We start from the raw sequence: 25,686 nt of genomic DNA, 5'->3' as shown, positions 1-25,686 counted from the left end.
AAATATTAGTGAAGGTCCATCCAGGACTTGTTAATAGTAGAAACAATTGAAAAAATGGTCGCCCAGCAGACATTAAAATATATTGCTAGGCGCTTTTTATATTGACGTTTTGCTGGCGCTATCTTAGCCCTAGAGTGATGTCATTGATATAAAAGTTTCCCGTATAAATCGAATCATTTTGACCATGAGGCTCTAACGCGAAAAATTGCTTGTCCTCAGTGGTTAGTGATTGATAGCCACCAATGACCTGATAAATCCACACTTCAGGGTCGAAGTCTAAAGAATGCTCTTCATAGTAATTTAGCGCTGTCTTAGGCTGACCTGAGTCAATGACCTCACAGAAATATTCTTCCACTGCTTGTTGTAGGGGATCTTTTTCTAACGACAATGTCGATTGTTCCGTAACATCAATATCGACCGGTTTAGTTTCTTCGTGCTTGGACTGACGTTTGTGAATGTGAGTCAACGAACCGACTATATGCTGATAGTCTGCTTCATGCTCTACATTGTTAACGTCAGGAGCAGCATTTGAAATGATAGAGTCTGAATGATTAAACAACACCGGGACATTGGTCAGATTAGCATAGTTGCCCGGCGCGAAGTCAGGCTGCTGCTCCATGTGCAGCAAAAAGCCTTTTAGCAAGCGTGTACGGCCTTGGAACTCTCTGAATCTGCCTAGCAAATCAAGCAAGCGAGCTTGTACTACCGATAACTCCTGCGCAGCTTTGGCAAAACGCTGCTGCAGCGACACCACCAACAGATGACGGAGCTCTCGGTTAGAGCCAGCCAATTCACTTAATTCATCGAAACGAAAACACTCAAGTTGTGCCAATAAGTCTGTGACCTGCCCTTGTGCCAGTTCATTTTCACGAATTTTTGCTTCAACCGAAGACACATAGCCGAATTCATTGTTAATGCGGCCAAACATGACACGCACACTATTGCTCAATGATTCTGAAAGCTGATAAACATGCTCGGTCAAATCGCCCATATGGGCGGCGGCTTCGTTATATTTACCGTAATGAAGCGCCTCTTTGTAATGCTCGGTTAAGGTTTTAAGGCTTGCCAACGACGCACCAATATTGGCGTTAATAGTACGATTGCGTTCGTCTTGCAAACTGCCTTCTAAAAGGGTTCTTACCGCACTTTTTAAACGCAGTTCACTCTGGGCCTCTGGGCGCCATAACACACCTAACTGAACGAGCTGTTCTAATATCTTAGGGCTGTGATCTCGCTCCTTTACCGAACCATTAATATACGCCTGCATAATAAGGTCGCTGTGACGACCCAGTGCATTTAATAGTTTAGTGCCTGCCTGAATTAATACCTGGGTCATATCAAGCTACCTTGCGAAATAGCGGCCTCCGCCTGCTCAGATAAACTCAATGCTTCCGTTTCATCAATAAAGCGAAGTATCTCGTACAAGTGTTCAATTTTACCCGTGCCTAAATAAATCTGCTTGTCCGGATTTGGCTTTATCAAATAGCCCATTTCGGTTAAGCGCTTAAATACCTGCTTGAGCTGGCCGTCTAAATTCACACTGGTAGAGCCGAACATACGGTAACGCGATATCTTCTCTAGCTGTTCAGCGTAGGCGGGTGTATCTTCGATAGTGGTTTGCAGTTCGTTCAAGCGAATGGCGCTGCCCATGGTAATTGGCATATCAGATTCATTCGCTTGCTGAACCAACAGCAACCATTCCACCAAAGGTACTAAGTTCGACGCTGTATCTTGAAACTGCTGGGTAAGCACTTTACGCTCGTTCTCTCCAATGGTGAGAAAACTGGCGAAGAAAACGTCACCTTCGGCGGTGGTCGATAGTGTACGGTTTAATAGCGCCAAATGAGGTTCTAACTGTGCTGCATTGTCTCTTGATTTAAGAAAACGCCACGCCTCTTCATCGGTCACCTGACAAATAAACGCGCCTTGTAAAAGTGCGCTTAGTACACGGCCTTGTTCTGTCATCATGCTGATGTCTCCTCACCTGCTACTTCACCGTTCTTTTCTGCTTCTTTTTTTAATTTTATGCGCGCCCCTATAGAGCTTGCTTTTGGCTGAACCACCTGCAGTTGGCGGGTCACCTTATCTATCAAGTAGCGGTTTTCAAACAGCGTCAGTACTTCCGATTCCGGGTTAGGGAATGCGCCGACAACACTAATGTTGTTGTTTTGACATGCTTCAAAGATTTTCTTCACGTTGTTTTGGTGAAGTGTACCTAATTCATCAATAGGCCAGTGCACTGTGGCATCGGCATCACCGCGCAGAAGACGGGTGAAAGCGAGTAAAAACTTACACAAGATAAGGTATGCCATACCGTGGCTTGATGATTCATTAAGCTGACGGTCGGTACGAATGACGAGGTCACTTTTACCTTCGCGTAGGTGTAACTCAATATCAAGTAGCTTGCTAATGCCGCCCGTAAGCGCCGCACGACCAAGAATATCAAGAACACGGCGCATACTTTGACCGTATTCTTCCTCTGGTAACTCGTTAGCCCCCTCTTCCATCCAGTGCTCATAGAGCTTTCTGAATTGCTCAAGTTCAGGCCAGAATTCAAGTTCACTGATACGTGAGCGAATTTTAACAGCCGAGTCTGATACACCATCAAGAGAAAGATCGCCGTCAACCTCTTGGGTAATACGGCGGCTTTGCGACACAATGCGTTTGTCGATGTCGGCAAGTACAAAGTAGTATTGCGAAAGATCGGCACCAAAGATACGGCCTTGCTCACGCAAGCCCTGTAGTTTCTGAGGAACAATAACATTTAGAAGCTGGGCTAAGTGCGACACCATACGGCGGTGATCAAAGCTCTTCACGCCGTGGGCGTTAATTGTGGCGCATTCCTCTCGAGCGCGCTCCCATGTGTCCGATAAACCTGTACCGGCTTGCGCGGCAATCAGCTGATCAAACCTTTCTACGTAAGCACGAATATCGCTGAGCAAGTTCTCTCTTTCTTGAAGCTGGCTTTGCACTTCCGATATTCGCTGACCGATGCTAACATCATCATGCTTGATCTCTGCGGTTTCGTCACCGGCGTGTAACGTAAGTTTAGCTAGGGATTTGCTTAAACTTTTAACCTGCTCTAGATGGTCGCTGGCGGTTTTAAGCGTTGCTTCTAGTTGCGCATGCTGTTCTTGAAGCTGCTCTCTTGCCGTCTTGTAGGTTGCCTGCTTACTCGCCAAGCTTCGTTCAGATTCACCGAGTAACTTGCGCGCTTTAGATAAGCCTTCCTGCCATACAACCTTTTGTTTCGTGAATACATTGGAATACCAGCGCTCATAGTCGGCCACTTTATGACGATGGGTTTCAGTGCGCGTTATATCTTCTTTTAGCTTATTGATTTGCTTTTTAAGCTGACCTATTTCGTCAACGTCGACACCGCGATTGCTTAACTCACTTTCCAGCCAGTCTTGCATACCCTTACGGTCTTGCGCCGCACTCTCTTTCGCTTTGCGCATATCGCTATCGGCTTGGGAAATCCTCGCTTCGCTATCAGCGATAAGCTGTTGCCAATGGAACTTATGCTCGGTTTCCGCTTCGCGCTGCTGATCTTTTATCTCATCTCGACTCAGCTCGAACTGTGCCTTTGCCTGCTTTTGCGCTTGCTGATTGGCTTCCAGCTTAGTTTTGGCTTTCTGCTTACGTACAGATAAGGCCTGCTGATATTCACTGAGTACTGTATCTCGGTCTTGCTGTGCACGTTTGCGCGTCGCCTCTGCGCTTTTTACCGTGTTATCTTTTTGCGTAACCACGAGTTCCGCGTTGCGCACGTCTTCGTTTGCTTTTGCAAGGCGCTGCTCACATTCGTTTTGTGCTGCATGTGCCGCAGCTTGTCGCACTTCCGCTTCGTGTAGCTGCTGTTTAAGCGCTTGCTCGGTAAAGGCATAATCAGGTGTATCAAGTTCAGTAAGCGCTAGTTTAACACCATTGAATGTGTCGCTAACGCCCACCGAATCTATCGCCAACGAAGGCGCCAAATCGGTACGTTCTAATAGTTCTGGTCGAATTATCTTTCCAAGCGACAATTCCCAGTCGTCAACATTAGCGCGCAGGAATTCAAGTAGCGACCCTTCGCCAGGGTATAAAAGCGCATTAATTTTACTAACCGCTTTTTCTTCTTGCTGAAAGGCATTACGCGCTTTATCCAACGCGTTTGAACATTCTTTGCGAAACTCTACCGACTTGCTATGGGCCTGCTGAGCTTGTCTTAATTCACCGCGGGCCGCATCTTCATTAATCGATGCTTCTTTTATGGACGCATCAAGAATATCTAACTGGGATTGCTCAAATTCGTTGTAGCCTGCGTTGCTTAGTGAAGCCTTAAGCTCAGCTTCTGCGACTTTCAGCTCATTTAAACTAGTTTGGTAATCATTCTGTAGTGCACTGAGCTGACCATTATAATCATCTTGAATACGGCTCAACGCTTCACGCTCGTTTTGCTGCTGCTGCGCTTTATTCTCAGCGGCCTCTTGGCGTGCGGCTGACATCTCTTCCAACGTGATTGAGAGCTTCTCGCCTAGTTCTGCTAAGCGCTTGTTGTACGCAGACTCTATATCTTGGTGCTTTTCTGTAAGCAAAACATAGCGACTATCGGCCATGGCCTTTTCATTTTGCCACTGCGACAAATTTGCAACGTCTTCTTTAAGCTGCTCAATATTTTCGTCTTGCCACTTATCGAATTCACGCTCTACTGTATCTAATTCACTCGTGAACTTTTCAACATCGGCGCGGGCAGAAGAAATAACCTGATTCAAGTGATCGCGAGTATCGCCCCACTCGCTGTCCGTTTGTTTACGCTGAAAACTGTTTTCATCAAGCTCGTTTTTGGTGGTTTCAACACGTGCAGCCAGGTAAGTTTTATCAAGTTCAAAGCTATGTTTCAGGTTAGCAAGCACTTGCTCTGTGCTTGTCAGAGCCATGTCAGCTTGTTCAAGTTTGGAAAACTCAGGGCGGATTTTGTCGAATTGTTTGATTAAGTGACATTCTTTAATCCAGTCATCAACGCGATGACGACTTAGGCCCGAAGTAGGTGGCGTGACGCCATCTTCTTCTAAGATAGCAGCGATCATTGCCTTGATGGTTTCCATCTTGCCTTCTTTCGAGTGAACCGCTTTAGCCAGCTTCTCGATATGGCGCATATGCTTGGAAGGTTCGCACAGACTAAAAATTTTCGCATAGCCTAGTAGTTCGCGGGCATTGTTGCTTTGGTTTAACACACCGTGATCGTTTTGAATAATTGCGCGGAAGTCTTTGGTATTCAGCAAACTGGTGACCAAAATGTTGTTACGCTTCATGGCGCGGGCAAGCTCGGCACTGCTTACACTGGCGTGTTTTCCATTCTTTTGCTCTATCAAATAGTCGCTGATTTCAAATGGCTTACCAATTAAACGGTAGTTTACGCCTGTACCGTTTGAGCTTAACACTGCTTGGCACAGGTCACCTTCAGCACGTGTGTATTCGTAGATAATAAAGCTTGATAAACGAGGTAAATACCAACGCTCGAAACTGTCTCGCGTTGCCGGTACCACGCGACTTGGGTATTCACCGTAAAACACGGGAATAAGTCGCTGAAGGGTAGTTTTACCCGACGCATTGGTACCACAAATATTGGTGTGCCCATCAAGCTTTAGCTCGACCACGCCAGGTAAATGCGTGTCGATTAGAATAATACGTTTTAAGCCTGCCATAGTGTTCCTGTATCAAAAACTCTGCCGTGTGACTGTTCACACAACATAAAACTGTGCTTAACAAAGGTTTAAGAAAATTGCCTACCTTCACATCCAAGCACGCGCGCACGATGTAGCCCGTCAGTGTATTATGAATTAGCTAACTTGCACAGACGCAGGTTGATTTGTTGGTTATAAAGCGCGCTATTGAGGGTTGATTTTTGCTTCTTTCTTCATGTTGATACTTGCACGCTCTCAATTGAGTAACGTTACATTTCAAACTTATGGGGCGTTTACCGCTATGCCGCGGAAAGAGATAAATTACGCCAGCAAGAGAAGCGGGTAAAGTTTGCAGATTTTGTTATGAGAAACAGTACGCTTAAGTTTTGCACTAAGAGGGATCTAAAACCGACTTTACTGGCTTTAAGAAGGTTACTATACAACCTAAGAGTGATAGTTATGTAGTAGTTACATAGCTAAATAAAAATGGCGGTACGCCATGTTAAATGTACGTACCGCCATGCTTAATGTGACAAATTGCTGTCAACTTGCCAATGTAAGAGAGCCATTAAACCAGCCCCTTTACGATTTACTTTTTATTTCACCGGCAATCTTACTTCACTGAAAGCACGCTAACCGACTCGGGCGCTGGATACATCATGCTAAAAGTCGGTGCAATATCACCCGATGCTGAGTTTAGAATGTTATCAAAGCGAAGGATCATACCGTTTGATTTTTCAGCAACATAGACGTGACCGTTGCTTAACATTAAGTCCACTGGATTACCCAACATTGAATTCGGACCAGCTATATTCACCGATACGTCAGTTAAGCCATCCGCACGACCTGCGCCAGATATAACATAAAGCTTACCGTCAGTGGCGTCGGCAGCACTACCCACATCAGAGATTACAAGGCTGTCGCTTTGACTATCATAGTCAATACCGTGAATGTTAGTTGGAGCAGCAAAAGCTGCACCGCCACTTGCAGGCACAATGAGTCTATCTTCGCCAGTTATTACGGTTTCACCACTCTCCATTCTTCTAACAACTTCCTCAAATACCGCAACCGAACCATTTGTTAATGCGAGATACGCGCTGTCAGTAACCGGGTCATAATCCACATCCCAAGGACGAGCCCCATTCGCGGCTTCAAGGGTTAATAGCGGCGCCACGTTGCCAGAAGCACACGGTGAAAAGACGCGCACAGCTGGTGTGGTTTCATTAACATCAGCGACAAATACCACACCTGCATCTGAGGCAATATCTAGCCCTTTAGGTGCAATCAGACCGGTTTCACTGCCTGCGATCATATGGTCGAAACTATCGCTATACTCCATGCCGTCTCGCATGGTTTTAAGACGGTTAACTATAAGCAGACCACCTGTTAATGTATCTACGTTATCATAGGTAATAACACCATCGCCATTTGCCGTAAAGGCAGCACTTTCAATACTCATACCCGCATCAAAGGTACTTAACTCACTAGATAGCACTGCGCTATATTGTGCGACCTGTCCTGTCGTTGCGCTCTCACTCGACGGATTGCTAGATACAGACAGTCCCATGATCGGCATGGTAGTTATGCCATCGTCTGACGCGTCTTCCATCGCTTCTCGTTCTTTAAATTCGGCTATCGACTCTGGTTTTACAGACGGCGTAGATAACGTAGGTTCAATGTCGCCGCTCTCGCCATTGAAAATATTTGAGAAAACCAAAATGGCATCATTTGATTTTTCCGCCACACGAAGATCAGATCCTGTAAGAATAATATCTACCGGGTTACCAAGCTGAGTCGACGCTCCGCCAATCACTCTCGTTGGTACCACTGCCCCATCTGCAGAAGAAACATTGTCCAACACAAAAATTTGACCATCATCTGCAACTGCAGCATCACCTACATCAGACAACACCATGCGATTAGACATAGGCTCGTAAGCAATACCGTGCAGATTTATAGATATTTGATTGCCGTCTGCATCAGAAGGCACCACTGAGCGCATGACCGTAGGCGCAAAACCCGAGCCAGCGACATTGTCATATACTGCTAATGTACCATCAGTCAGTGCTACAAATAATCTGTCGTTTTGCTCATCATAGGCCAGGTCCCATGGTTTTGCGGATACCATTATCTCAGCAACAGGTGCTACGTCTCCCGCTGCCTGACCACCAAAAACACTGACCTTTTGGCCGTTGAAATCGGCAACCATCACTAAGCCAGCATCTTCAGCAAAAGTGATACCTTTGGGGTTAACTAAGCCTGTTGAAGTACCGGTTATTTCCTTACCAGTACTCATCATATAATTCGTCTGAGTATCAAAATTACACAGCGTTCTTAATAAAGGTAAATCACTGTCACCAGCTTGAACCAACGCGCCGCCTTCAGTAAACACAATACCTTCATTTGCACCAGTTATTACGGTACTGAGTGAATTGGCATTTTGATCGACGACTGACACCGTGTTGCGGTTGGCATCGCCATTGTTGGCAACCAAAAAGGTGCTAGCTGCGAAACCCGGAGCGCCATCTTGACCTGGTACGCCGTCTTGACCGGGTGAGCCATCTACACCATCTGCGCCATTTAAACCGTCAGCGCCGTCATCACCATCACAGGCACTAAGTGCAAAAACCATAGCGGTAGCTAATAGCGATAATTTTAATTTTTGTTGTGATGTTTTATTAAGTTCCATCATCATCTCCATACTTGTTGTTTAGCGAAGAGACGTTGCTTATCGGCAGCGGGTGCAATAGATAGTGCTCACGTCCTGTTCAGTAAGCCAAACGAGCCAACAGAGAAACTGGATGCAAAAAAATAAAAAAACCTCAATGCATTGCTGCAGTTGAGGTTTTTAAACATCTTAAAATGACGAGGGAGCCCTTTACCGTGGCGGGAAGCCACCGCCACCGCCGAAGCCGCCACCGCCGAATCCACCTGGTCCTCCAGGGCCGCCAGGACCACCAAAACCGCCACCGCCTGGGGGCATCATGCCTTTCATCTGGCGCATCATTTTCTTCATACCGCCGCCAGACATTTTTTTCATCATCTTTTGCATTTGAGTAAACTGCTTAAGTAAGCGGTTCACATCTTGAATTTGGGTGCCAGAGCCAGCGGCTATACGACGCTTGCGAGAACCTTTGATAATTTCGGGACGTGCTCGCTCAGCAGGTGTCATTGAGTTAATGATGGCTTCCATTTGATTGAACTGCTTGTCATTTGCCTGATCTTTTATCTTGTCAGACATACCGCCCATGCCGGGTAGCTTATCAAGCATCCCCATCATGCCGCCCATGTTTTTCATTTGCTCAAGCTGATCTTTAAAGTCTTGAAGGTCAAAACCTTTACCTTTTTGTACCTTCTTGGCCAGCTTTTCGGCTTTAGACTTATCGACTTTACGCTCAACCTCTTCGATAAGGCTAAGTACATCACCCATGCCCAAGATACGAGATGCGATGCGCTCAGGGTGGAACGGCTCTAACGCATCGACCTTTTCACCCATACCGATAAACTTGATGGGTTTACCCGTAATATGACGAACTGATAATGCTGCACCACCTCGTGCGTCACCATCTGCTTTAGTAAGGATTACACCGGTAAGCGGAAGTGCATCATTAAAGGCTTTTGCCGTATTTGCAGCATCTTGACCTGTCATGGCATCAACCACAAACAAGGTTTCAATTGGCTTAACCGCAGCGTGAAGCTCTTTAATCTCGTCCATCATATCGTTGTCAACATGCAGACGACCTGCGGTATCTACAAGCAATACATCAAAGAAGTTCTTCTTTGCTTCGCTTATCGCGTCATTAACAATATCAATGGGCTTTTGCAAAATGGTTGACGGGTGAAAAGCTACGTTCACTTCACTTGCAAGCGTTTCTAACTGCTTGATAGCGGCCGGACGATATATATCGGCGCTCACCACCATAACTTTCTTTTTCTCGCGCTCAGTCAAGTACTTGGCAAGTTTACCTACAGAGGTAGTCTTACCCGCCCCTTGCAAGCCGGCCATAAGCACAACGGCAGGAGGTTGCGTGGCAAGGTTAAGCTTTTCGTTAGCTTCCCCCATCACTGACTCTAGTTCAGATTGAACTATCTTGATAAACACCTGGCCGGGCTTTAAGCTTTTGGTAACTTCGGTACCAACAGCACGCTCTTTTACTTGAGCAACAAACGCTTTCACCACGGGGAGCGCGACGTCGGCTTCAAGCAGTGCCATACGCACTTCACGCAGCGTTTCTTTAATATTGTCTTCTGTTAGACGCCCCTTACCACTGACATTTCGTAATGTCTGGCCTAAGCGTTCTGATAAATTCTCAAACATAGTATGAAACTTCTTTTTATTTCAGACGTAATGCCCACATTGTATCGTAAAAGGGAATATGAACGTACCCACAATTGTGGTTAAATTTTCAAACATTTGTATCGATTGTATACTCTCGGACAAAGTGGGTGTGAAATAAACAAAATCAAGGAGATGGTTGAATTTACTTGCAAGTTGCAGTATCAATACCGACTCAGTCGGTGAACTCGTCACCCACGCATTACAGGAAGCACCATGAACACCCTTTTCGCCATATCCGCTGCTCTACTTTATGCTCTCGCCGCTGCAGTGCTTATTGGCAAGTTTGTCCATCAAGATGGCCCTAACAAACGACTTGGATTGTCACTCGCGAGCGTAGGCGCAATCGCACATATTGCGTTTCTGATTAACGTTATCATTGTTGCTCCCGGACAGGACATGAGTGTTACCAATGTACTGTCGTTGGTTTCGTGGATCATTACTGTATCTATGCTGTTTTTTGCTCGAGCTATTCCTAATTTGATTTTGCTTCCCGTTGTTTTTGGTTTTGCGAGCCTTACTGTATTAGCGTCAAAGTTTATTCCAGTATCCTACATTATGCATATAGAGCTACAGCCAGGCCTGGTCATCCACATCAGCTTATCTCTGTTCGCTTATTGCACCTTGGTTATCGCATTTCTTTATGCTCTACAAATGTCCTACATAACCTATCGGTTAAAGCAAAAAGGCGCGGCACTGCTTCATTCTTCGCTTCCTCCATTGATGCTAGTGGAAAACATTCTATTTAAGCTTTTATTAGCGGGCACATCTCTTTTAACGGTTTCCCTTATTAGTGGTTTTGTTTTTTTAGATGACATGTTTAACAAAACCTACGCCCACAAGACCGTTTTATCGGGAGCGGCACTTGTGGTTTTTCTTATACTCTTAATAGGTCAGAAAGTACGGGGATGGCGTGGACGCCAGGTTATCGTTATGACCGTAGTTGGGGTTTCTCTTTTATCGCTCGCTTACTTTGGCAGTAAACTGGTCCGCGAGTTTCTTCTGTAAATACATACGCTTTATATGCATTTCAACCAGTCCACCGCTAATTAAATTTGTAAATTGCTAGCGCCGATGCCTTTTGTTTTCTGCACATTTAAGGAAATATCAACAATTTCCCCTTGAAACCAAGGCATCAAATCAATACATTTGAACCCTAAGATTAGACAGGAACCCATTAATTGGACGACATATCAACGAGTACGCTGTTTATCGCGCTCGGCGTACTCATATTATTATCTGCGTATTTTTCTAGTTCAGAAACTGGCATGATGTCGATAAATCGCTATCGGCTCAAGCACTTGCAAGGCGAAGGTAATCGCTCTGCGATACGAGTTGCGAAGCTTCTCGACCGACCAGACCGCTTAATAGGTCTTATCCTTATCGGTAATAACTTAGTTAACATTGCTGCATCTTCACTGGCAACAATCCTATGTATCCGACTATTTGGTGATTATTGGGGCTTATTTGCAGCCACGTTTGGATTAACCTTGGTTCTGCTCATTTTTGCGGAAGTGACGCCTAAAACACTGGCGGCGCTTTACCCAGAGAAAGTGGCCTTCCCCAGCTCTATTATCCTGCTCCCTCTGCTAAAACTGCTATACCCCTTCGTCGCCGCAATCAATGGAATTACCAACGGTATTCTTGCGCTTCTACGGATTAGCCCTGCAAGTGGTAGCGATGACTCGCTTAGCAGAGAAGAATTAAGAACCGTGGTTTTCGAAGCGGGTGCAATGATACCCAAGCGACACCAAGATATGCTGGTTAGTATCCTTGACCTAGAGAGCGTTACCGCTGAAGACATTATGGTGCCGCGAGCAGAAATTTTTGCCATAGATATTAATGATGACTGGAAAAAAATCCAAAAAGCGTTAACCCATGCGCAGCACACTCGCGTTCTGTTATACCGCGATAGTGTTGACGATGCGGTGGGCTTTGTTCATGTGCGAGACGCACTGCGCTTGTTATCGAAAGATCAGTTCACCAAATCAAGTTTGCTTCGTGCGGTTCGTGAAATTTATTTCACACCTGAATCGACGCCGCTTCATACGTTGATGTATAAGTTTCAGGCAGAAAAAGAGCGCATCGCTCTTGTCGTCGATGAGTACGGCGATATTATGGGGCTGGTTACGTTAGAAGATATTCTGGAAGAAATCATCGGTGACTTTACAACGAGTATGGTTCCCGACCACAGTAAAGAAGCTAATTTGCAGCAAGATGGCTCCGTTTTAGTAGATGGAAGTGCTAACGTTCGTGAGTTGAACCGAGAGATGAACTGGAATTTACCCACTGAAGGTCCTAAAACATTGAATGGACTATTACTCGAATATCTTGAGGATATTCCTGAAAACAAGGTGAGTGTAAGATTGGCTGGCTATCCGTTGGAAATTGTAGACATATCAGAGAGCATGATAAAAACGGTTAGGGTTATGCCGGAATATTACATTGCGCCCAAAGAATCTGGTAATGACCACTAGCGCATTTCACTAAGGTCACTACCTTTTTGCTTCCTCAGCTAGGCGCTGCGCTCGGTTTGCCAGTGCCCTAGCTTTCGCTTCAGCAACTTTATCTGATAGCACAGATAATTTGGCAATAATATCCTGCGTCTCCTCATCTTCACGTAAATCCGCCTCCGCCATATGCGACTGCAATGAACGCTTAAGGAGCTCAGGAATAGATTTGCTGTCCATTTCCCAACCCTTCAATAGAATAAACTTTGACACTCTCAAAGATACTATCGACCGGTTGAAAAGAACCTTAACTATTATTTGAGCAATTCCTCTCATTTAACATGAAGGCTAGCAAATATAGATTATACCAATCCGCATAGATAAGTATTATAAGCCCTGATAATGGGTGACCAAGGTGCCTTTATGTTCACGCAGCGAGTATTTTATTACGGCAATTGAAGCTGTAGAGAATAGGCTGGTCGTGTAAGAATCGCAAAGCTCGTCAACTAAATAGCTCACTAAAGGCATATGACTTACCACCAACAGCTTTTTAATGGGCTTTTTCGAGTTAACTGCAGCGTGCAGAAGTGCGTCAATGTAATCACTGACGAGTCGAGGAGAACCGTCTGGAACAATGTCCTCATTGCTTTCTACTTTGTCTGCAATGATATCTAACGATACCATATCGTGTGTTTGTTTAGCCCTGCGATATGGGCTAACAAGCGCAAGGTCTACAACACCTTTTTCACAATATTGATCTCTTAGCCATAAAGCTGCTGATTTCGCCTGCTCTCTCCCTAAAGGAGTAAGCTGCCTACTTTTATCATCGAGTCTGGGTGCTTCCGCTTCACCGTGACGCATAATGAAAAGATAAATGTCGTCGTTGCTACTTTGACCTGACATAACATTGCGCATAGTATTAATGAAAGTATGCGTAAGATATCAGAGACCTGATAGGACGCCTAGCGCTAAACGGCGAATAGTGAGAATATTCGTACATTATTTAACGTTTTTTAAAGTTCTACTTAACAGATGCTCCAGCAGTGAGGTGCTCTTGACTAATAACGAGACAATGTGAATAACATCATAAACTTAGAGAACGCACATCACTTTACCTTGCCCAATGGATTGGGTGTTATGTTATGCCATACGCCAGAAGCGAATGAATCGTTTATATCTATGGCTGTCAGAGCTGGGCATTTTTACGACCCCGACGACTGTCAGGGCTTAGCTCATCTTCTTGAACACATGCTGTTTATGGGTAGTCGTCACCTACCCAAGCCAAACGCCATCAACGGCTTTGTTGAGCAACACGGAGGGACAATAAATGCGTGGACTGGCACGGAATACGCTAATTACCACTACAGCTGCAGCGGCGACGCAATAGCGCAAACACTGCCCGCCTTTGCAGACATGCTTAAACAGCCGTTGTTTGAAGAAGACGCGCTTACCAATGAAATTAAGAATATTCACGCTGAGTTTGAGTTTAAAAAGAAAGATGATTTACGTCGGCTCTACCAGATACATAAAGAAACCTGCAACCCTGAACACCCTTTTGCTAAGTTTTCAGTAGGAAACAGCGATACGTTTTCTAAGCATGACTGCGCCGAATTAAAACGACGCTTAAAAGCGCTTCATCAAACATTATACTGTGCTCGAAATATGCGACTTTGTGTGGCAAGCCCAATGCCCATTCCTCAGCTTGAAGCACTTATATCACAATGCTTTGGTTCGTTAATCCAAGGTGAGTTAGCTAACGATCGCTGGCCACCACTTTACACAGAAAACGAATTGGGCATTCAAATAAACATCAACCCGTTACAATCAGCCAGAAGGATGATTGTAACGTTTGCACTCCCTGCTCTGCAAAACGACTACGTCACTAAACCCCTTAATTATATAAGCCATCTCATTGGTGATGAAGGCGAAGGCAGCTTACTGGCCTATTTAAAAGAGCAAGATTGGGCGTTAAACCTTATCGCTGGCTCTGGGATTGAAGGTGATAGCTTCAAAGATTTCAATGTTAGCTTTCAGCTCACCCAAGAAGGCCTTGAAAACAAGGCATTGGTGTTAGAAGCGCTGTTCAGCTACATAGACTTAATAAAGAAAGCGGCATCAGAAGAGTGGCGTTTTCATGAGAAATCGCAGTTGAACGCCCTCGCTCTGGAATATGAGGAAAATGTAAAACCACTCGGGCTGGTTATCGAATATGCACAGCATCAATTTATTTTTGATCAGCACGAACTCAATCTACTTCGCTCTACCATTGGAAGCTATGACGAGGGTATTTTAGAAAACGCGTTATCTTATTTTACGCCCGACAATATTCGCCTTAAGATAATTGCTAAAAGTGTCAAAACTACCAAAACCTGTGCATTTTACGAGGCCGAATATGGGATAGAGCAAATTGACCAGAATTTGCTGCGCTCCCTCGCCTCTCCAAAGCCGAATCCAGCGCTTGCCCTTCCTCCGCCGAACCCTTATTTAGCTAGCGAATATAAACTGATATTACCCGAGTTTGGCTTTAACATTCCAAATAAACTATTAGACGATGGTGACTACCGCTTCTGGTTTGCACAAGACCAGCAATTCCATAGTCCTAAAGGCGATATCTATGTCTCGTTTGACACAAGCTACTTTTCAGATTCGTTGCTATCAGTGGCGGCAAAACGCATTTGGCTAGGCGCCTTGAATGACCATCTTCAAGCAAAATACTATCGTGCGGAAATCGCAGGGCTACACTATCGAATTTATGGGCATCAAGCTGGCTTTACATTGCACACTCGTGGCTTTACTCATCAACAAACGCTGCTGGCAAGCCAACTGCTCGATGCGGTTGTGAATTTTATTCCCGATGAAAAAGCGTTTGAACACCATAAAGCTCTGCAAATCCAAAGCTTACATAATTCTTTGCTCAATAAGCCAACCAACCGTTTATTTTCTCGCTTAAGTGTACTGATTCAGAGAAATACGCAGGCGCCCGTTGAGTTATTAGACGTCATTGATGATATTTCATATGAGCAGATGCTTAGTTGTCGAGCTAAGGCTTTCAAGCAATATTTTATCGAGGCGTTCATGCATGGAAACTGGACAAGTGACGAAGCAAAACACTTTTCTTCGAGTCTGCGGGAGCGGTGTTCTGAGAGAGGCGGTGCCCCACTCTCCCGTGCAGTATCTAAACTGCCGGTGGGCGGCGCCCTCTACCATGAGGTAGTTTGTAATCACGATGACTCTGCCGTGGTGCTCTACTTACAAGCACCATCTCCCGGCTTAACCGACACGGCACTGTGTATGGTGCTAGAGCAGATGTTGGCAGCGCCTTTCTTTAACGCCTTGAGAACTGAGAAGCAGTTAGGGTATATCGTTGGTACCGGTTATGTTCCACATAATCAGCACCCAGGAATGGCGTTTTATATTCAAAGCCCACAGTGTGAACCCAAAGTTCTGTTAGAGGCTATGACCACCTTTCTGTTCCAGCAGTTAAATGAAATTGAATTCTATCGCTTTTACTGGCCCACAATTCAGCAGAACCTCATTAAGCAATTGGAAGAAAGAGATCTTACTCTGTCAATGAAGTCGCAACGTTTGTGGGTGAGTTTAGGAACGCAGGACTTAGGCTTCAACCGCAACACCAAACTTGCCGAACGGGTAAAAGAACTCAGTTTTGAAGAAATACAAGAATTTGCTCAGCAACTAGCCAAAAGAGAACGATGTGGCGAGCTTGTGCTGTTCTCGCGAGGAAGGTTCGACGCGTTACCTACAAATGAAAAACGAACAATCAACAGTATTTCTCAATTTAAACAAGAAATTCCTTATTATTGAATAGTCAATTTTTTGCAGCTATCTGTCGAGAACTGCACGGAAATTAAGACTTAATCGATTCATTTCTTCAAGTTGCTCAATAAGTAATCCACCGCCATGGTTATTTCCAAAAAGTCCTTGTAGCGACCACGTTAATTCGGCATATTTATTATTCTGGTTGTTAGGGATGCTGCCAGGATAAAAATAATAAATAATAAATAATAAATGGCGTATGCCAAAGGTGTGTAGGTGCGCTCAACCCTAATATATTCAATAGTGCTTTTGATGTTGGCTTTGCCCGGAATATTCATTCCCAGTGCGAAGGCGATAGAAGTTTCTGATCTTCATTTTACAGAATTAAATAAAAAACATGGCTTGTCTGACACCGCTGTTTTAGACATTGTAGAAGATGATATGGGCTTTATTTGGCTAGCCACGTCAAATGGCCTCAATCGTTATTCAGGTTACGATGTAAAGCAGTATCACCCTTCTGATGTCGACCCAAACTCCCTGCCTTCAGGTTATATTCAAACGCTATTTGTCGATTCAAAGGGCAAATTGTGGGTTGGAACTCACTCAGGTTTAGCGCTTTATGAGCCAGAGACAGACAGTTTTAAAGTCTTCAATAAAGATAACTCGGTTATAAAAACAGATCTTATCACTGCCATTTCAGAATCAAAAAATGGCGATTTATTATTTGCAGATAAAAAGTTTCTTTATCGCTATTCGAAACAGACCTCACAGATAAGCGTTCTCACTCAAGTTTTTAAAGAAGAAAGCTTTATAAAAGTGATATTTGAAGAGGCCAATCGTATATGGGTCGGGTCAAACAAATTTGGCGCTAAATTAATCGATACTGAAACATTTGAGGTTCACGATACAAGCAAAGTTAATCCTTGGAGTATTTCACTTGATATCCGTGCACTCCACGATATCACCGTGATTAACGGCAACTATTGGTTAGCGACAAATGAAGGTCTCATCGTTTTGGCCTCAAATGGACGAATGTTGAAACAAATTAACGGGCAAGCTCTAGGAGTTAATGAAGATATAAATTCGTTTTCAATAAAGGTTGTCGATGAGGATATTTGGGTTGGCACGTACATTGGTTTATTTCTACTATCTGATTCGGCATCAAAAGAGATAACGCAATCTTTCGAACCAGAGTTTTTACACTTAAACTCTGATACTTATAACTCTACTGGTCTTCCTCCAGAAATTATTATGAAAGTAATCGAAGACAGAACTGGAGTTGTATGGGCTGCAACTTTTCATCGCGGAGCATTCAAATACCATCCCGAATTTGCAACAGTTCACTTTCAACCTGTTTATAACTCAGAAAAACATACTGAAGATAACTACACAACTATATGGGGCTTTGCTGAAAACAGCTCCAAAGAGCTTTTCCTCATTTCTCAGCAAAAAGGTTTGGGAAAAATTTCAAAAAAGTCTGGCAGTGTATCTTTTTTCGACCTCTCCACGAGCATTAATGAAGCTAGTTCGTTTTGGGACGTAGAGATTGATCAGAACGACAACATTTGGGTCGCTTCCTCCAATGGATTACTTGTATTCAAAAGAACAAACAATGGATTGATGTTGTTACAGCAATATTTTGAAGGTTCTTTCATAGATCATATATTTAAAAGTGAGGATGCGATATGGTTCCAATTACCGAATGGTGAAATTCACTCGATTAAATTTGATAACGTTACCAATGAGCCAAATAAAACAACTTCAGCGCACAAAAATATACCTACCGAATATGGCAAAATGTTCGCTACTTATTCCGATAGTGATGGAAGAATTTGGTTTCGACTAGAAGACAAATTAGTTGTTTATTCTGTCAAAGAGCAGCGAATCGTTAATGTTTTGGGACCCAAAAATGGAATTAATTCCCTTGTCTACGGCATCCACGAAACCAATGACGGTTTGTGGCTAACCACTCGTTCAGACGGTGTATTACAGCTCGATAAACAAAGTCTAGTTTTACTAAACAAACAAAAAAGAGATAATCAAAGTGGTTTTATAACGTCGACTACAGCTGTAGGAAATAGTATTTGGTTTTCTGATGCCAGAGGTGTGCACAAGCTACTTCTTCCCTCTCTGAGAGAGGCAGAGAGTATACCAAATGACCAGTTAGAATTTAATTCTTTGGGTGAAGGAGCGGTTATCTCTACACGCGAGGGGATTATATACTTTGGGGGAAACAAGGGCTTTATCAGAATTTCAAAAACCTCCAAAGCAAGTAATGAGGAAATAGAACAAACTCTTTCACCTCAGTTGTATCACATAAATATTTTTGGCTCGATAGCTAAATCCAAAAAGAACCTGCATTACGGTGATGAGCCACCTCGCTCAAATTCTTCAAAACAAATATTAACTTATAACGACAACTTTACATTAAAACATGCTGAAACGAGGTTTAGCATTTCATTTGGTCTAGTAAATCCCGTGTATCCAAATCAAGTTACTTATCGTTACAAACTTTCTAATTTTGAAAATGATTGGATATATGTTGATAACGAACGGAACGCCCAATTCAATAATATTTCCTTCGGTAATTATACGTTTTCGGTACAGGCCAAAGAACCAGGAAAATCTTGGTCTGAAAGTAGAGACTTACAGATAACAATTGAGCGCCCCCCTTGGCTTCACACCGTGGCACTCGTTTTCTACTGCTTAATAGCCTTCGCTACTTTTGCTTTTATTATTCGTCAATACCAAATTAGAAAAGCCAATCAACTTGCCATCAAAGAGTCTGAAGAGCGCTTAAAGCTGACCCTGTGGAGCTCGGGCGATGAACTTTGGGACTGGGACGTATATCGAGGTCAAGTATACCGTGCTAATACATGGGGCACCTTAGATTTTCCTCAAGATGATATACGCACTACCGGGGCCTATGACGCTAACATTCATCCTAACGACATTAACCGGGTAAAAAGCGCATTGAGAGCGCATCTAGAAGGTAACAGCGATTTTTATGAACTCGCCTATCGCGCAAAAACTTTCAAAAATCAATGGATTTGGATATTAGACCGCGGAAAAGTGGTAGAGCGTGATCACAACGAGCAGCCTGTTCGGATGACCGGAACACTCAAAAATATCCATCACCTTAAAGAAGCGGAAGAACAACTTAACTTGTTTAAACGCTCTATTGAAAACATCTCTGAAGGTGTATTTATCACTAATACACAGTTTAAGTTTATTAGCGTAAATAATGCTTATTGTAGCTATACCGGTGAAACCCGTGAGCAAGCGCTCGCTAGCTATATGCACTTTCACTTATACCCCGATGCGTTTACAGAAGAGATCAAAAAAACACTTAAAGCTAAAGGTAACTGGTCAGGTGAGGTAGAAAGCGTTCGGGTCACCGGCGAGCGCTATGAAATGGAGCTTAATATTGACGCCGTTCATGACGAAGACGGCAAAATAAGCCATTTTGTGGGTGTATTTAGCGATATCACATCGCGCAAAAACACTGAAAAAGAGCTGTTAAAGCTTGCCAATGTCGACCCGCTTACAGAGCTGCCTAACCGCTCTTTCTTCCAGGCGAGTCATCAAAACCTAGTGCGAAAAGCTGCGCAACATAGTTTGCTGTGCCTAGACATGGATAACTTTAAAAAGATCAATGATTCCCTAGGTCATCAAACGGGCGATATTTTAATAAAGCAGATTGCAAAGCGATTGCAGAGAATTACTGGTAAAAATGCGACTTGCTATCGATTAGGGGGGGATGAATTCAGTATTTTAATGGAAGATAATGCCGATATTCATACGGTTACCCACTTTGCGCAAAGCTTGCTTGATACCTTGTCCCGCCCTTTTATTATCAACAAACAAGAGTTTGTCTTGGGCGCGAGTATTGGTATTGCCTTTTATCCTGATGACGGCGAGTCGCCACAAGAAATGCTAAAAAATGCAGATACTGCTATGTATTTTGCCAAGAATAATGGCGGCAACAGCTACCAGTTTTTCAGTGGTGAAATGAATCAAAATGCCGTTAGGCAACTGCAAATTGAAAACCTTATTCGCCAAGGGATTAAAGACGACCTGTTCACTGTGTATTACCAGCCCAAAGTGGATATTGCATCTGGCAAATTAGTTAGCATGGAAGCGTTGGTACGATTTGAACATCCGCAAAAAGGTATTGTTAGTCCGGGGCAATTTATTCCACTGGCCGAGCAAACAGGTCAGATTATTGAAATTGGTGAGCAGGTGCTGCGTAAAGCCTGCGCCGATACTAAACGCTGGGTTAATCAGGGTTTATTTAGCGGCCGTGTGGCCGTTAATATATCGGCCAAACAGTTCGAGTTGCCAGACCTAGACGACAGAATAAATAAAATTTTAAGCGATGTGGGCCTATCACCTTTGCACCTAGAGTGCGAGATTACAGAAGGCACGCTGATGGAAAGCCCTGAAAATGGCCTTCAAATGATGACTCGCCTGCGGGAAAGAGGCATTCATTTGGCCTTAGATGATTTTGGTACCGGTTACTCATCATTAGCGTATTTAAAGCGATTCCCTCTCAATACCTTGAAAATTGATAAAGCGTTTATTGATGATATTGCGAAGAGCAATGTAGACCGTCACATGGCCGCTGCTATTATCAATATTGCACATAATTTAGGCTTGAAGGTGGTTGCGGAAGGTGTTGAGGAAGAAGCGCAACTCGATATTCTACGTCGATATGATTGTGAAATGCTGCAAGGTTTCTTATATAGCCGTCCGTTAAACGCTGAGCGCTTTGAAAAACTGCTAACAGAAAATCAAAAGCTCCACACGCTTTTGAACAATACCCAGTACTAACGATACCCGTTGTTCTATAGGCCCTCTGTTCAAGGGGGCGTCAAATTTCCTTTTTCAACTACGTTTTTTGCAGCAAGAGGCAAAAAACCTCCTCTAAATCCTTCGTATATTAGACTTTAGTGCCATATTTATGGCGCTGGCGACTTTAACAACGCATCCCTATTGATTCAAAAAACATAAAACACTGATTTATATGCGTTATTCTGCAAAATAAAAAAGTGGCACGCAATTAGCAAATATTAATATGTCGATAAAAATATAAAACAATCGGCTTTGTTTGTTCGTTCAAAAAATCAGAGGAAATTAACATGTTAAAAGAGTACGCAGTTGCACTAGTACTTTCTACCGCTACCCCAGTTGCTGCCGACAAACAAGAAGGCGCTAAACAGGCTCCTGAGTCGCAAAAAGAAACCATTACTCAGCCAGAGTATGTTAAACCACATTCAGGCGGTGGTACCGGCGTAGGCTTCTAATTTGAAGTTAAAACGATTTTCAAAAAAAGAGAGTAAATACTCTCTTTTTTTATACCTGTTTCTTGATAAAAGCTTTTCTATCGAGATTATCTACTGGGTCTATGCAGCGATATAAAGGTTATTAAACCCAACCGCGTTGCGCCAATGTACATGACGGGAAATAGAGAACATAGGCAATAACACAGGGCCTAGTACAAAACCTGCAATAGCCCATTTTTTCGCGTTCATTCCCCACTTAAATGCTTCCACGTAAAAGTACAGTGAAAAGATTACGCTTACTACCACCAGTGAAATCACATCGCCCCCATAATTTGACAAAACACAATGACAAAGACTCAATTAGTCAAATATTTGCAATAAGCAGCTGATAAATAGCGACAAGAAATTGACACGTGCATTTTTTAAGCGGGGAGAGTTTACCCAATTTCGAACAATAAACCAGCAGAAATAAGCATTAGATATAAAAAAACCGGGCAAAGCCCGGCTTTTTAACACTTTATAAACTTATTCGTAAAACTTCTGATCGTTTTCAGCCATTTTCACTAACACATCAGCAGGGGTGAATTTTTCACCAACAGCGGTGGCGTAATGATTAAGACGAGCAACCACATGTTTAATACCAAGGGTATCCATATAGCGGAATGGACCGCCAAGAAATGGAGGGAAGCCAATACCGAAAATAGCGCCAATGTCGCCGTCACGGGCACTGCGGATAACGCGTTCATCCAAACAACGCGCCGCTTCGTTAAGCATCATTAAAACGCAGCGCTCTGCCACTTCTTTTTCGCTTAACTTAGCAGAGGGTGATAGCCCCAGTAGTTCGTAGATTGATTCATCCACTTCTTTTCCAGGCTTTTTACCTTCATAAGAATAAAAACCTTTCTGGTTTTTCTTACCCTTTCTGCCATCAGCAAGGACTTTATCGAAAGCGCTTGGCGCAGTGAAACGCTCTCCAAACGCCTCTACAAGGAATGGAATAATCTTAGTACCAACGTCAATGCCTACTTCGTCAAGAAGTTTAACCGGACCTACTGGGAAGCCAAACTTGACCAAAGATTTATCGATATGCTCAATTGGCTCACCGTCAAGAATAAGGTTAGCTGCTTCATTCATGTAAGGCGCTAATATACGGTTAACGTAAAAGCCTGCGCCGTCTTTAACAACCACCGGCGTTTTTCCTTGCTTCTTAGCAAACTCAACCGTAGACGAAATAACTTGATCAGAGGTTTTTTCGTGAGCAATAACTTCCGCTAATGGCATTTTGTCTACTGGCGAGAAGTAATGCAGGCCAATCACGTTTTCAGGGCGAGCCGCTCTAGCTGCAATTTGTGTAATTGGAATAGACGATGTATTCGACGCAAAGATTGTGCTTTCTTTACAGTTCTCTTCAATATCCGCCACCATCTTTTGCTTGAGCTCTAAATCTTCGAATACCGCTTCAACTACGATGTCGGTATCTTGATAGCCACTATAGTCAAGCGTACCAGTGAGAAGCGCTAACTGCTTCTGCATTTCGCTATTACGCATGAAACGCTTCTTCACCTTTTTGTTCAAGATGTCATAGCTGTACTTCATTGCGTTAGCTATGCCCTCAGCACGTACGTCTTTAATACGCACGGGAACACCAGCTTTCGTCGACGTTACATAGGCGATACCACCGCCCATTAAGCCGCCTCCTAGCACACCAACTTTCTTCATTTTTTCAGGTTTAACGCCCTCAACGCCATTTTCTTTCTTCATTTCAGTAGTCGCGAAGAAAATTTGACGAAGCTGGAACGATTCAGGCGTCATGACAAGCTTTCCAAAGGCTTCAGCTTCCGCTTTAAGCCCCGCTTTCATGCCTTCATTCATGCCTGTTTCAATAACATCGATAATATAGCCTGGTGCGGGATAGTTGCCCTTGGTCTTTGCAAACGTTGCTTCACGGGCTTTTTTGAACATCATGTTGCGGCCAGCGCCAGTTTTTTCCAACATTTTGTCCATAACGCTCTTCTGAGGCGCGTCGCGCTCAGGTTTGCGTTTAAGCGCAAACTGTTCTGCTACTTTTAGCAATACAGTCTGTGGTACAACTTCATCAACAATACCGTATTTTTTAGCTTGCTTCGCTCGCGCCGGAGAGCCTGTCAGCATCATTTTCATTGCTTGCTGAATACCAATTAAGCGAGGAAGACGCTGTGTGCCGCCACTACCCGGTAGTAATCCAAGCTGAACTTCAGGTAAACCTACCTGCGTACTTGGTGAATCGGTACATACGCGATAGTGACATGCAAGCGCGAGCTCTAAACCACCACCTAACGCAGGGCCGTGAATAGCCGCTACGAAGGTCGCCTTCATGTTCTCAATTCTATCGAAAATGGCTTGACCGCCAGCGGCAATAGTTGTTGCATCTTCAGCGGTTTTACAGGCGGCTAGCATGGTAATGTCAGCGCCAGCTACAAATGAACTTGGCTTGCCGCTCGTCAGCACAACACCTTTAATGCTGCTGTCACGCTCAATGTCGTCAAGCATGGCTGAAATTTCATCGCCAAACTCTGCTTTAAGCGTATTCATGGATTCACCAGGTACATCCATGCTTAGAATTGCGACGCCATTATCCTGCTTGGTAAGCGTAAATGCGCCTGAGGTTGGCTGAACTTCATTTGTCATTTCTTGTTCCTGACTCATCTTATTCTGTCTCCACAATCATAGCCGCACCAAGACCACCCGCAGCACATGCAGTTAATAAACCTGTACCACCGCCACGGCGGTTTAACTCGTTAAGCATTTGCGTGATCATACGTGTACCAGTTGCAGCGAACGGGTGACCGTAGGCAATTGAACTACCCATTACGTTGAATTTGTCCATATCAATTTCGCCAGTCGCTTTGTCGCGGCCTAGTTTCTCTTTGGCGAACTTGTCGCTTGCAAACATTTTAACGTTCGCTAACGTTTGTGCTGCAAATGCCTCGTGCATTTCGATAAGCGTTAGATCATTTAGGGTCATGCCTGCACGATCTAGGGCGATTGGTGTAGCATAAGAAGGCCCCATCAGCATGTCTTCCCACACATCGATTGCTGAGAACGCGTAGCTCTTAATGTAGCCCAACGGCGTATAACCGAGTTCTTTTGCGCGGCTCTCTGTCATCATCAATACCGCTGAAGCACCATCGGTAAGTGGTGTTGCGTTTGCTGCTGTAACAGAGCCATACTTTTTATCAAACACTGGACGAAGTTTCGCGTAACCTTCAAGTTTTGAATCGAAACGTACGTTGTTGTCGCGCTCAAGGGCACCTTTATATGGTTCAGCATAAGCGGTCATGACTTCGCCAGACAGTTTACCTGCTTCCCAACTTTCAGCCGCAAGACTGTGTGAGCGATGTGCGAGTTTGTCTTGTTCTTCCCGAGAAATTTGATGAGTTTTCGCCATTTGCTCTGCCGTTTGCCCCATCGACAATCCCGTAGAATACTCGGCTACTGCTGGTGGAACCGGCGCTAAATCTTTCAGGCTCAAACGTTTGAAAATATTAAGTTTTTGACCAAGAGTTTTGGTTTTTTGTAAGTCAACTAACGCACGCGCAAGGTTTTTTGATACGCCAATAGGTGAGACTGACGTTGAGTCTGCGCCACCGGCAATACCCACTTGAACCGTGCCAGCCATCATACTTTCAGCAATATTGACCGTTGATTGGAAACTGGTCGCACAAGCTCGTGATACGCTATAGGCATCAGTGTGAACATTCATACCGGTACCAAGTACAATTTCACGTGCGATATTTGGGGCTTCAGGCATTTGAACAACTTGACCATAAACAACCTGGTCAACCCATTCCTTCTGAACACCGTGACGCACGAGCAGTTCGTTCACAACCATTTTGCCTAAATCTACAGCCGGCACGCCGTGAAAATATGTCGCCATTTTAGCAAACGGAGTACGCAACCCCGCGACAATGGCGATGCGATCACCCTCTCGGGTAGTAACTGATTGTTTTGTAGCCATAATGCACCTAAATTGATGACCTACTTTAAAATTAGCGCTATGCCTTTCAAGTGGTCTGACCTGTAATAGTTACGATTTTTACAAACTATGAACAAAATAGCAAATAATGCGGATAGAAGAACAAAATAAATGCCCTAAAGTTATTACCGCGACTGGTGCCATGCTTAATGTCGGCCCG

At 44.0% G+C, this 25,686-nt stretch carries 15 protein-coding genes; 5 read left to right on the top strand and 10 right to left on the bottom strand.

Annotated features, from left to right (window positions below; translation table 11 throughout):
• Positions 1–118: 118 nt before the first annotated feature.
• From ACM0P2_RS06545 to ffh, 5 genes are all read right to left on the bottom strand, one after another.
• Positions 119–1,336 (bottom strand): phosphoenolpyruvate carboxylase, encoded by a 1,218-nt coding sequence (locus tag ACM0P2_RS06545; protein WP_159118067.1) that lies wholly within the window; start codon positions 1,334–1,336, stop codon positions 119–121.
• Positions 1,333–1,968, bottom strand: coding sequence for a condensin complex protein MksE (locus ACM0P2_RS06540; RefSeq protein WP_159118068.1), 636 nt, complete (start codon positions 1,966–1,968; stop codon positions 1,333–1,335). The genes ACM0P2_RS06545 and ACM0P2_RS06540 overlap by 4 nt, the downstream gene beginning before the upstream one ends.
• The gene (locus tag ACM0P2_RS06535) at positions 1,965–5,687 is read right to left on the bottom strand and encodes an ATP-binding protein (protein ID WP_173359500.1); all 3,723 of its coding nucleotides are present in this window, start codon (positions 5,685–5,687) and stop codon (positions 1,965–1,967) included. The genes ACM0P2_RS06540 and ACM0P2_RS06535 overlap by 4 nt, the downstream gene beginning before the upstream one ends.
• Before the next feature lie 592 nt (positions 5,688–6,279).
• Positions 6,280–8,355 (bottom strand): hypothetical protein, encoded by a 2,076-nt coding sequence (locus tag ACM0P2_RS06530; protein WP_419227478.1) that lies wholly within the window; start codon positions 8,353–8,355, stop codon positions 6,280–6,282.
• Between the two features lie 189 nt (positions 8,356–8,544).
• Positions 8,545–9,984, bottom strand: a complete 1,440-nt coding sequence (ffh, locus tag ACM0P2_RS06525) for a signal recognition particle protein (RefSeq protein WP_159118071.1) — start codon at positions 9,982–9,984, stop codon at positions 8,545–8,547.
• Between the two features lie 234 nt (positions 9,985–10,218).
• On the opposite strand from ffh, the gene ACM0P2_RS06520 reads away from it, so the two are divergent.
• Together ACM0P2_RS06520 and ACM0P2_RS06515 are read left to right on the top strand one after the other, a co-directional pair.
• Positions 10,219–11,010 carry a cytochrome C assembly family protein gene (locus ACM0P2_RS06520; protein ID WP_159118072.1) on the top strand — a complete coding sequence of 264 codons (792 nt, stop codon included), beginning with the start codon at positions 10,219–10,221 and terminating at the stop codon, positions 11,008–11,010.
• A gap of 173 nt (positions 11,011–11,183) precedes the next feature.
• Complete coding sequence (locus ACM0P2_RS06515) at positions 11,184–12,479, top strand: HlyC/CorC family transporter (RefSeq protein WP_159118073.1); 1,296 nt, start codon at positions 11,184–11,186, stop codon at positions 12,477–12,479.
• 18 nt (positions 12,480–12,497) lie between these two features.
• Here the strand turns inward: ACM0P2_RS06515 and ACM0P2_RS06510 are convergent, their stop codons facing one another.
• Entirely contained in the window at positions 12,498–12,692 is a 195-nt protein-coding gene (locus ACM0P2_RS06510) for a hypothetical protein (RefSeq protein ID WP_159118074.1), read from the bottom strand.
• 147 nt (positions 12,693–12,839) lie between these two features.
• Positions 12,840–13,355 (bottom strand): phosphohistidine phosphatase SixA, encoded by a 516-nt coding sequence (sixA, locus tag ACM0P2_RS06505; protein ID WP_236547078.1) that lies wholly within the window; start codon positions 13,353–13,355, stop codon positions 12,840–12,842.
• 171 nt (positions 13,356–13,526) lie between these two features.
• Here sixA and ACM0P2_RS06500 point away from each other — a divergent pair, with 171 nt between their 5' ends.
• The 3 genes from ACM0P2_RS06500 (at position 13,527) to ACM0P2_RS06490 (ending at position 21,532) form a co-directional block, all read left to right on the top strand.
• Positions 13,527–16,274: an insulinase family protein gene (locus tag ACM0P2_RS06500; protein ID WP_159118075.1), complete on the top strand. Its 2,748-nt coding sequence runs from the start codon at positions 13,527–13,529 to the stop codon at positions 16,272–16,274.
• 228 nt (positions 16,275–16,502) lie between these two features.
• Positions 16,503–21,059, top strand: coding sequence for an EAL domain-containing protein (locus ACM0P2_RS06495; RefSeq protein ID WP_159118076.1), 4,557 nt, complete (start codon positions 16,503–16,505; stop codon positions 21,057–21,059).
• 308 nt (positions 21,060–21,367) lie between these two features.
• On the top strand, positions 21,368–21,532 hold the full coding sequence (locus ACM0P2_RS06490; protein WP_173359499.1) for a hypothetical protein: 165 nt from the start codon (positions 21,368–21,370) through the stop codon (positions 21,530–21,532).
• 99 nt (positions 21,533–21,631) lie between these two features.
• On the opposite strand, the gene ACM0P2_RS06485 is transcribed toward ACM0P2_RS06490, so the two are convergent.
• From ACM0P2_RS06485 to fadI, 3 genes are all read right to left on the bottom strand, one after another.
• Complete coding sequence (locus tag ACM0P2_RS06485; RefSeq protein ID WP_159118077.1) at positions 21,632–21,829, bottom strand: hypothetical protein; 198 nt, start codon at positions 21,827–21,829, stop codon at positions 21,632–21,634.
• A 207-nt stretch (positions 21,830–22,036) separates the two neighbouring features.
• On the bottom strand, positions 22,037–24,178 hold the full coding sequence (fadJ, locus tag ACM0P2_RS06480; RefSeq protein ID WP_159118078.1) for a fatty acid oxidation complex subunit alpha FadJ: 2,142 nt from the start codon (positions 24,176–24,178) through the stop codon (positions 22,037–22,039).
• 19 nt (positions 24,179–24,197) lie between these two features.
• A complete protein-coding gene (gene fadI / locus ACM0P2_RS06475) occupies positions 24,198–25,508 on the bottom strand; it encodes an acetyl-CoA C-acyltransferase FadI (protein ID WP_120960201.1) in 1,311 nt (436 codons plus the stop codon).
• Between the last annotated feature and the right edge of the window lie 178 nt (positions 25,509–25,686).

It is taken from the genome of Alteromonas sp. OM2203 (assembly GCF_048517045.1).
GTDB lineage: Bacteria > Pseudomonadota > Gammaproteobacteria > Enterobacterales > Alteromonadaceae > Alteromonas > Alteromonas gracilis.
The sequence above is the reverse complement of the archived record's forward strand: the minus strand, read 5'-3'. Positions and strand labels throughout refer to the sequence as shown.

What these genes read in the sequence shown, in the direction of transcription:
- ACM0P2_RS06520 (WP_159118072.1), top strand. Translation starts at nt 10,219, where the DNA reads ATGAACACCCTTTTCGCCATATCCGCTGCTCTACTTTATGCTCTCGCC.
- ACM0P2_RS06540 (WP_159118068.1), bottom strand. Translation starts at nt 1,968, where the DNA reads ATGATGACAGAACAAGGCCGTGTACTAAGCGCACTTTTACAAGGCGCG.
- ACM0P2_RS06490 (WP_173359499.1), top strand. Translation starts at nt 21,368, where the DNA reads ATGTTAAAAGAGTACGCAGTTGCACTAGTACTTTCTACCGCTACCCCA.
- sixA (WP_236547078.1), bottom strand. Translation starts at nt 13,355, where the DNA reads ATGTCAGGTCAAAGTAGCAACGACGACATTTATCTTTTCATTATGCGT.
- ACM0P2_RS06510 (WP_159118074.1), bottom strand. Translation starts at nt 12,692, where the DNA reads ATGGACAGCAAATCTATTCCTGAGCTCCTTAAGCGTTCATTGCAGTCG.
- fadI (WP_120960201.1), bottom strand. Translation starts at nt 25,508, where the DNA reads ATGGCTACAAAACAATCAGTTACTACCCGAGAGGGTGATCGCATCGCC.
- ACM0P2_RS06530 (WP_419227478.1), bottom strand. Translation starts at nt 8,355, where the DNA reads ATGGAACTTAATAAAACATCACAACAAAAATTAAAATTATCGCTATTA.
- fadJ (WP_159118078.1), bottom strand. Translation starts at nt 24,178, where the DNA reads ATGACAAATGAAGTTCAGCCAACCTCAGGCGCATTTACGCTTACCAAG.
- ACM0P2_RS06535 (WP_173359500.1), bottom strand. Translation starts at nt 5,687, where the DNA reads ATGGCAGGCTTAAAACGTATTATTCTAATCGACACGCATTTACCTGGC.
- ffh (WP_159118071.1), bottom strand. Translation starts at nt 9,984, where the DNA reads ATGTTTGAGAATTTATCAGAACGCTTAGGCCAGACATTACGAAATGTC.
- ACM0P2_RS06545 (WP_159118067.1), bottom strand. Translation starts at nt 1,336, where the DNA reads ATGACCCAGGTATTAATTCAGGCAGGCACTAAACTATTAAATGCACTG.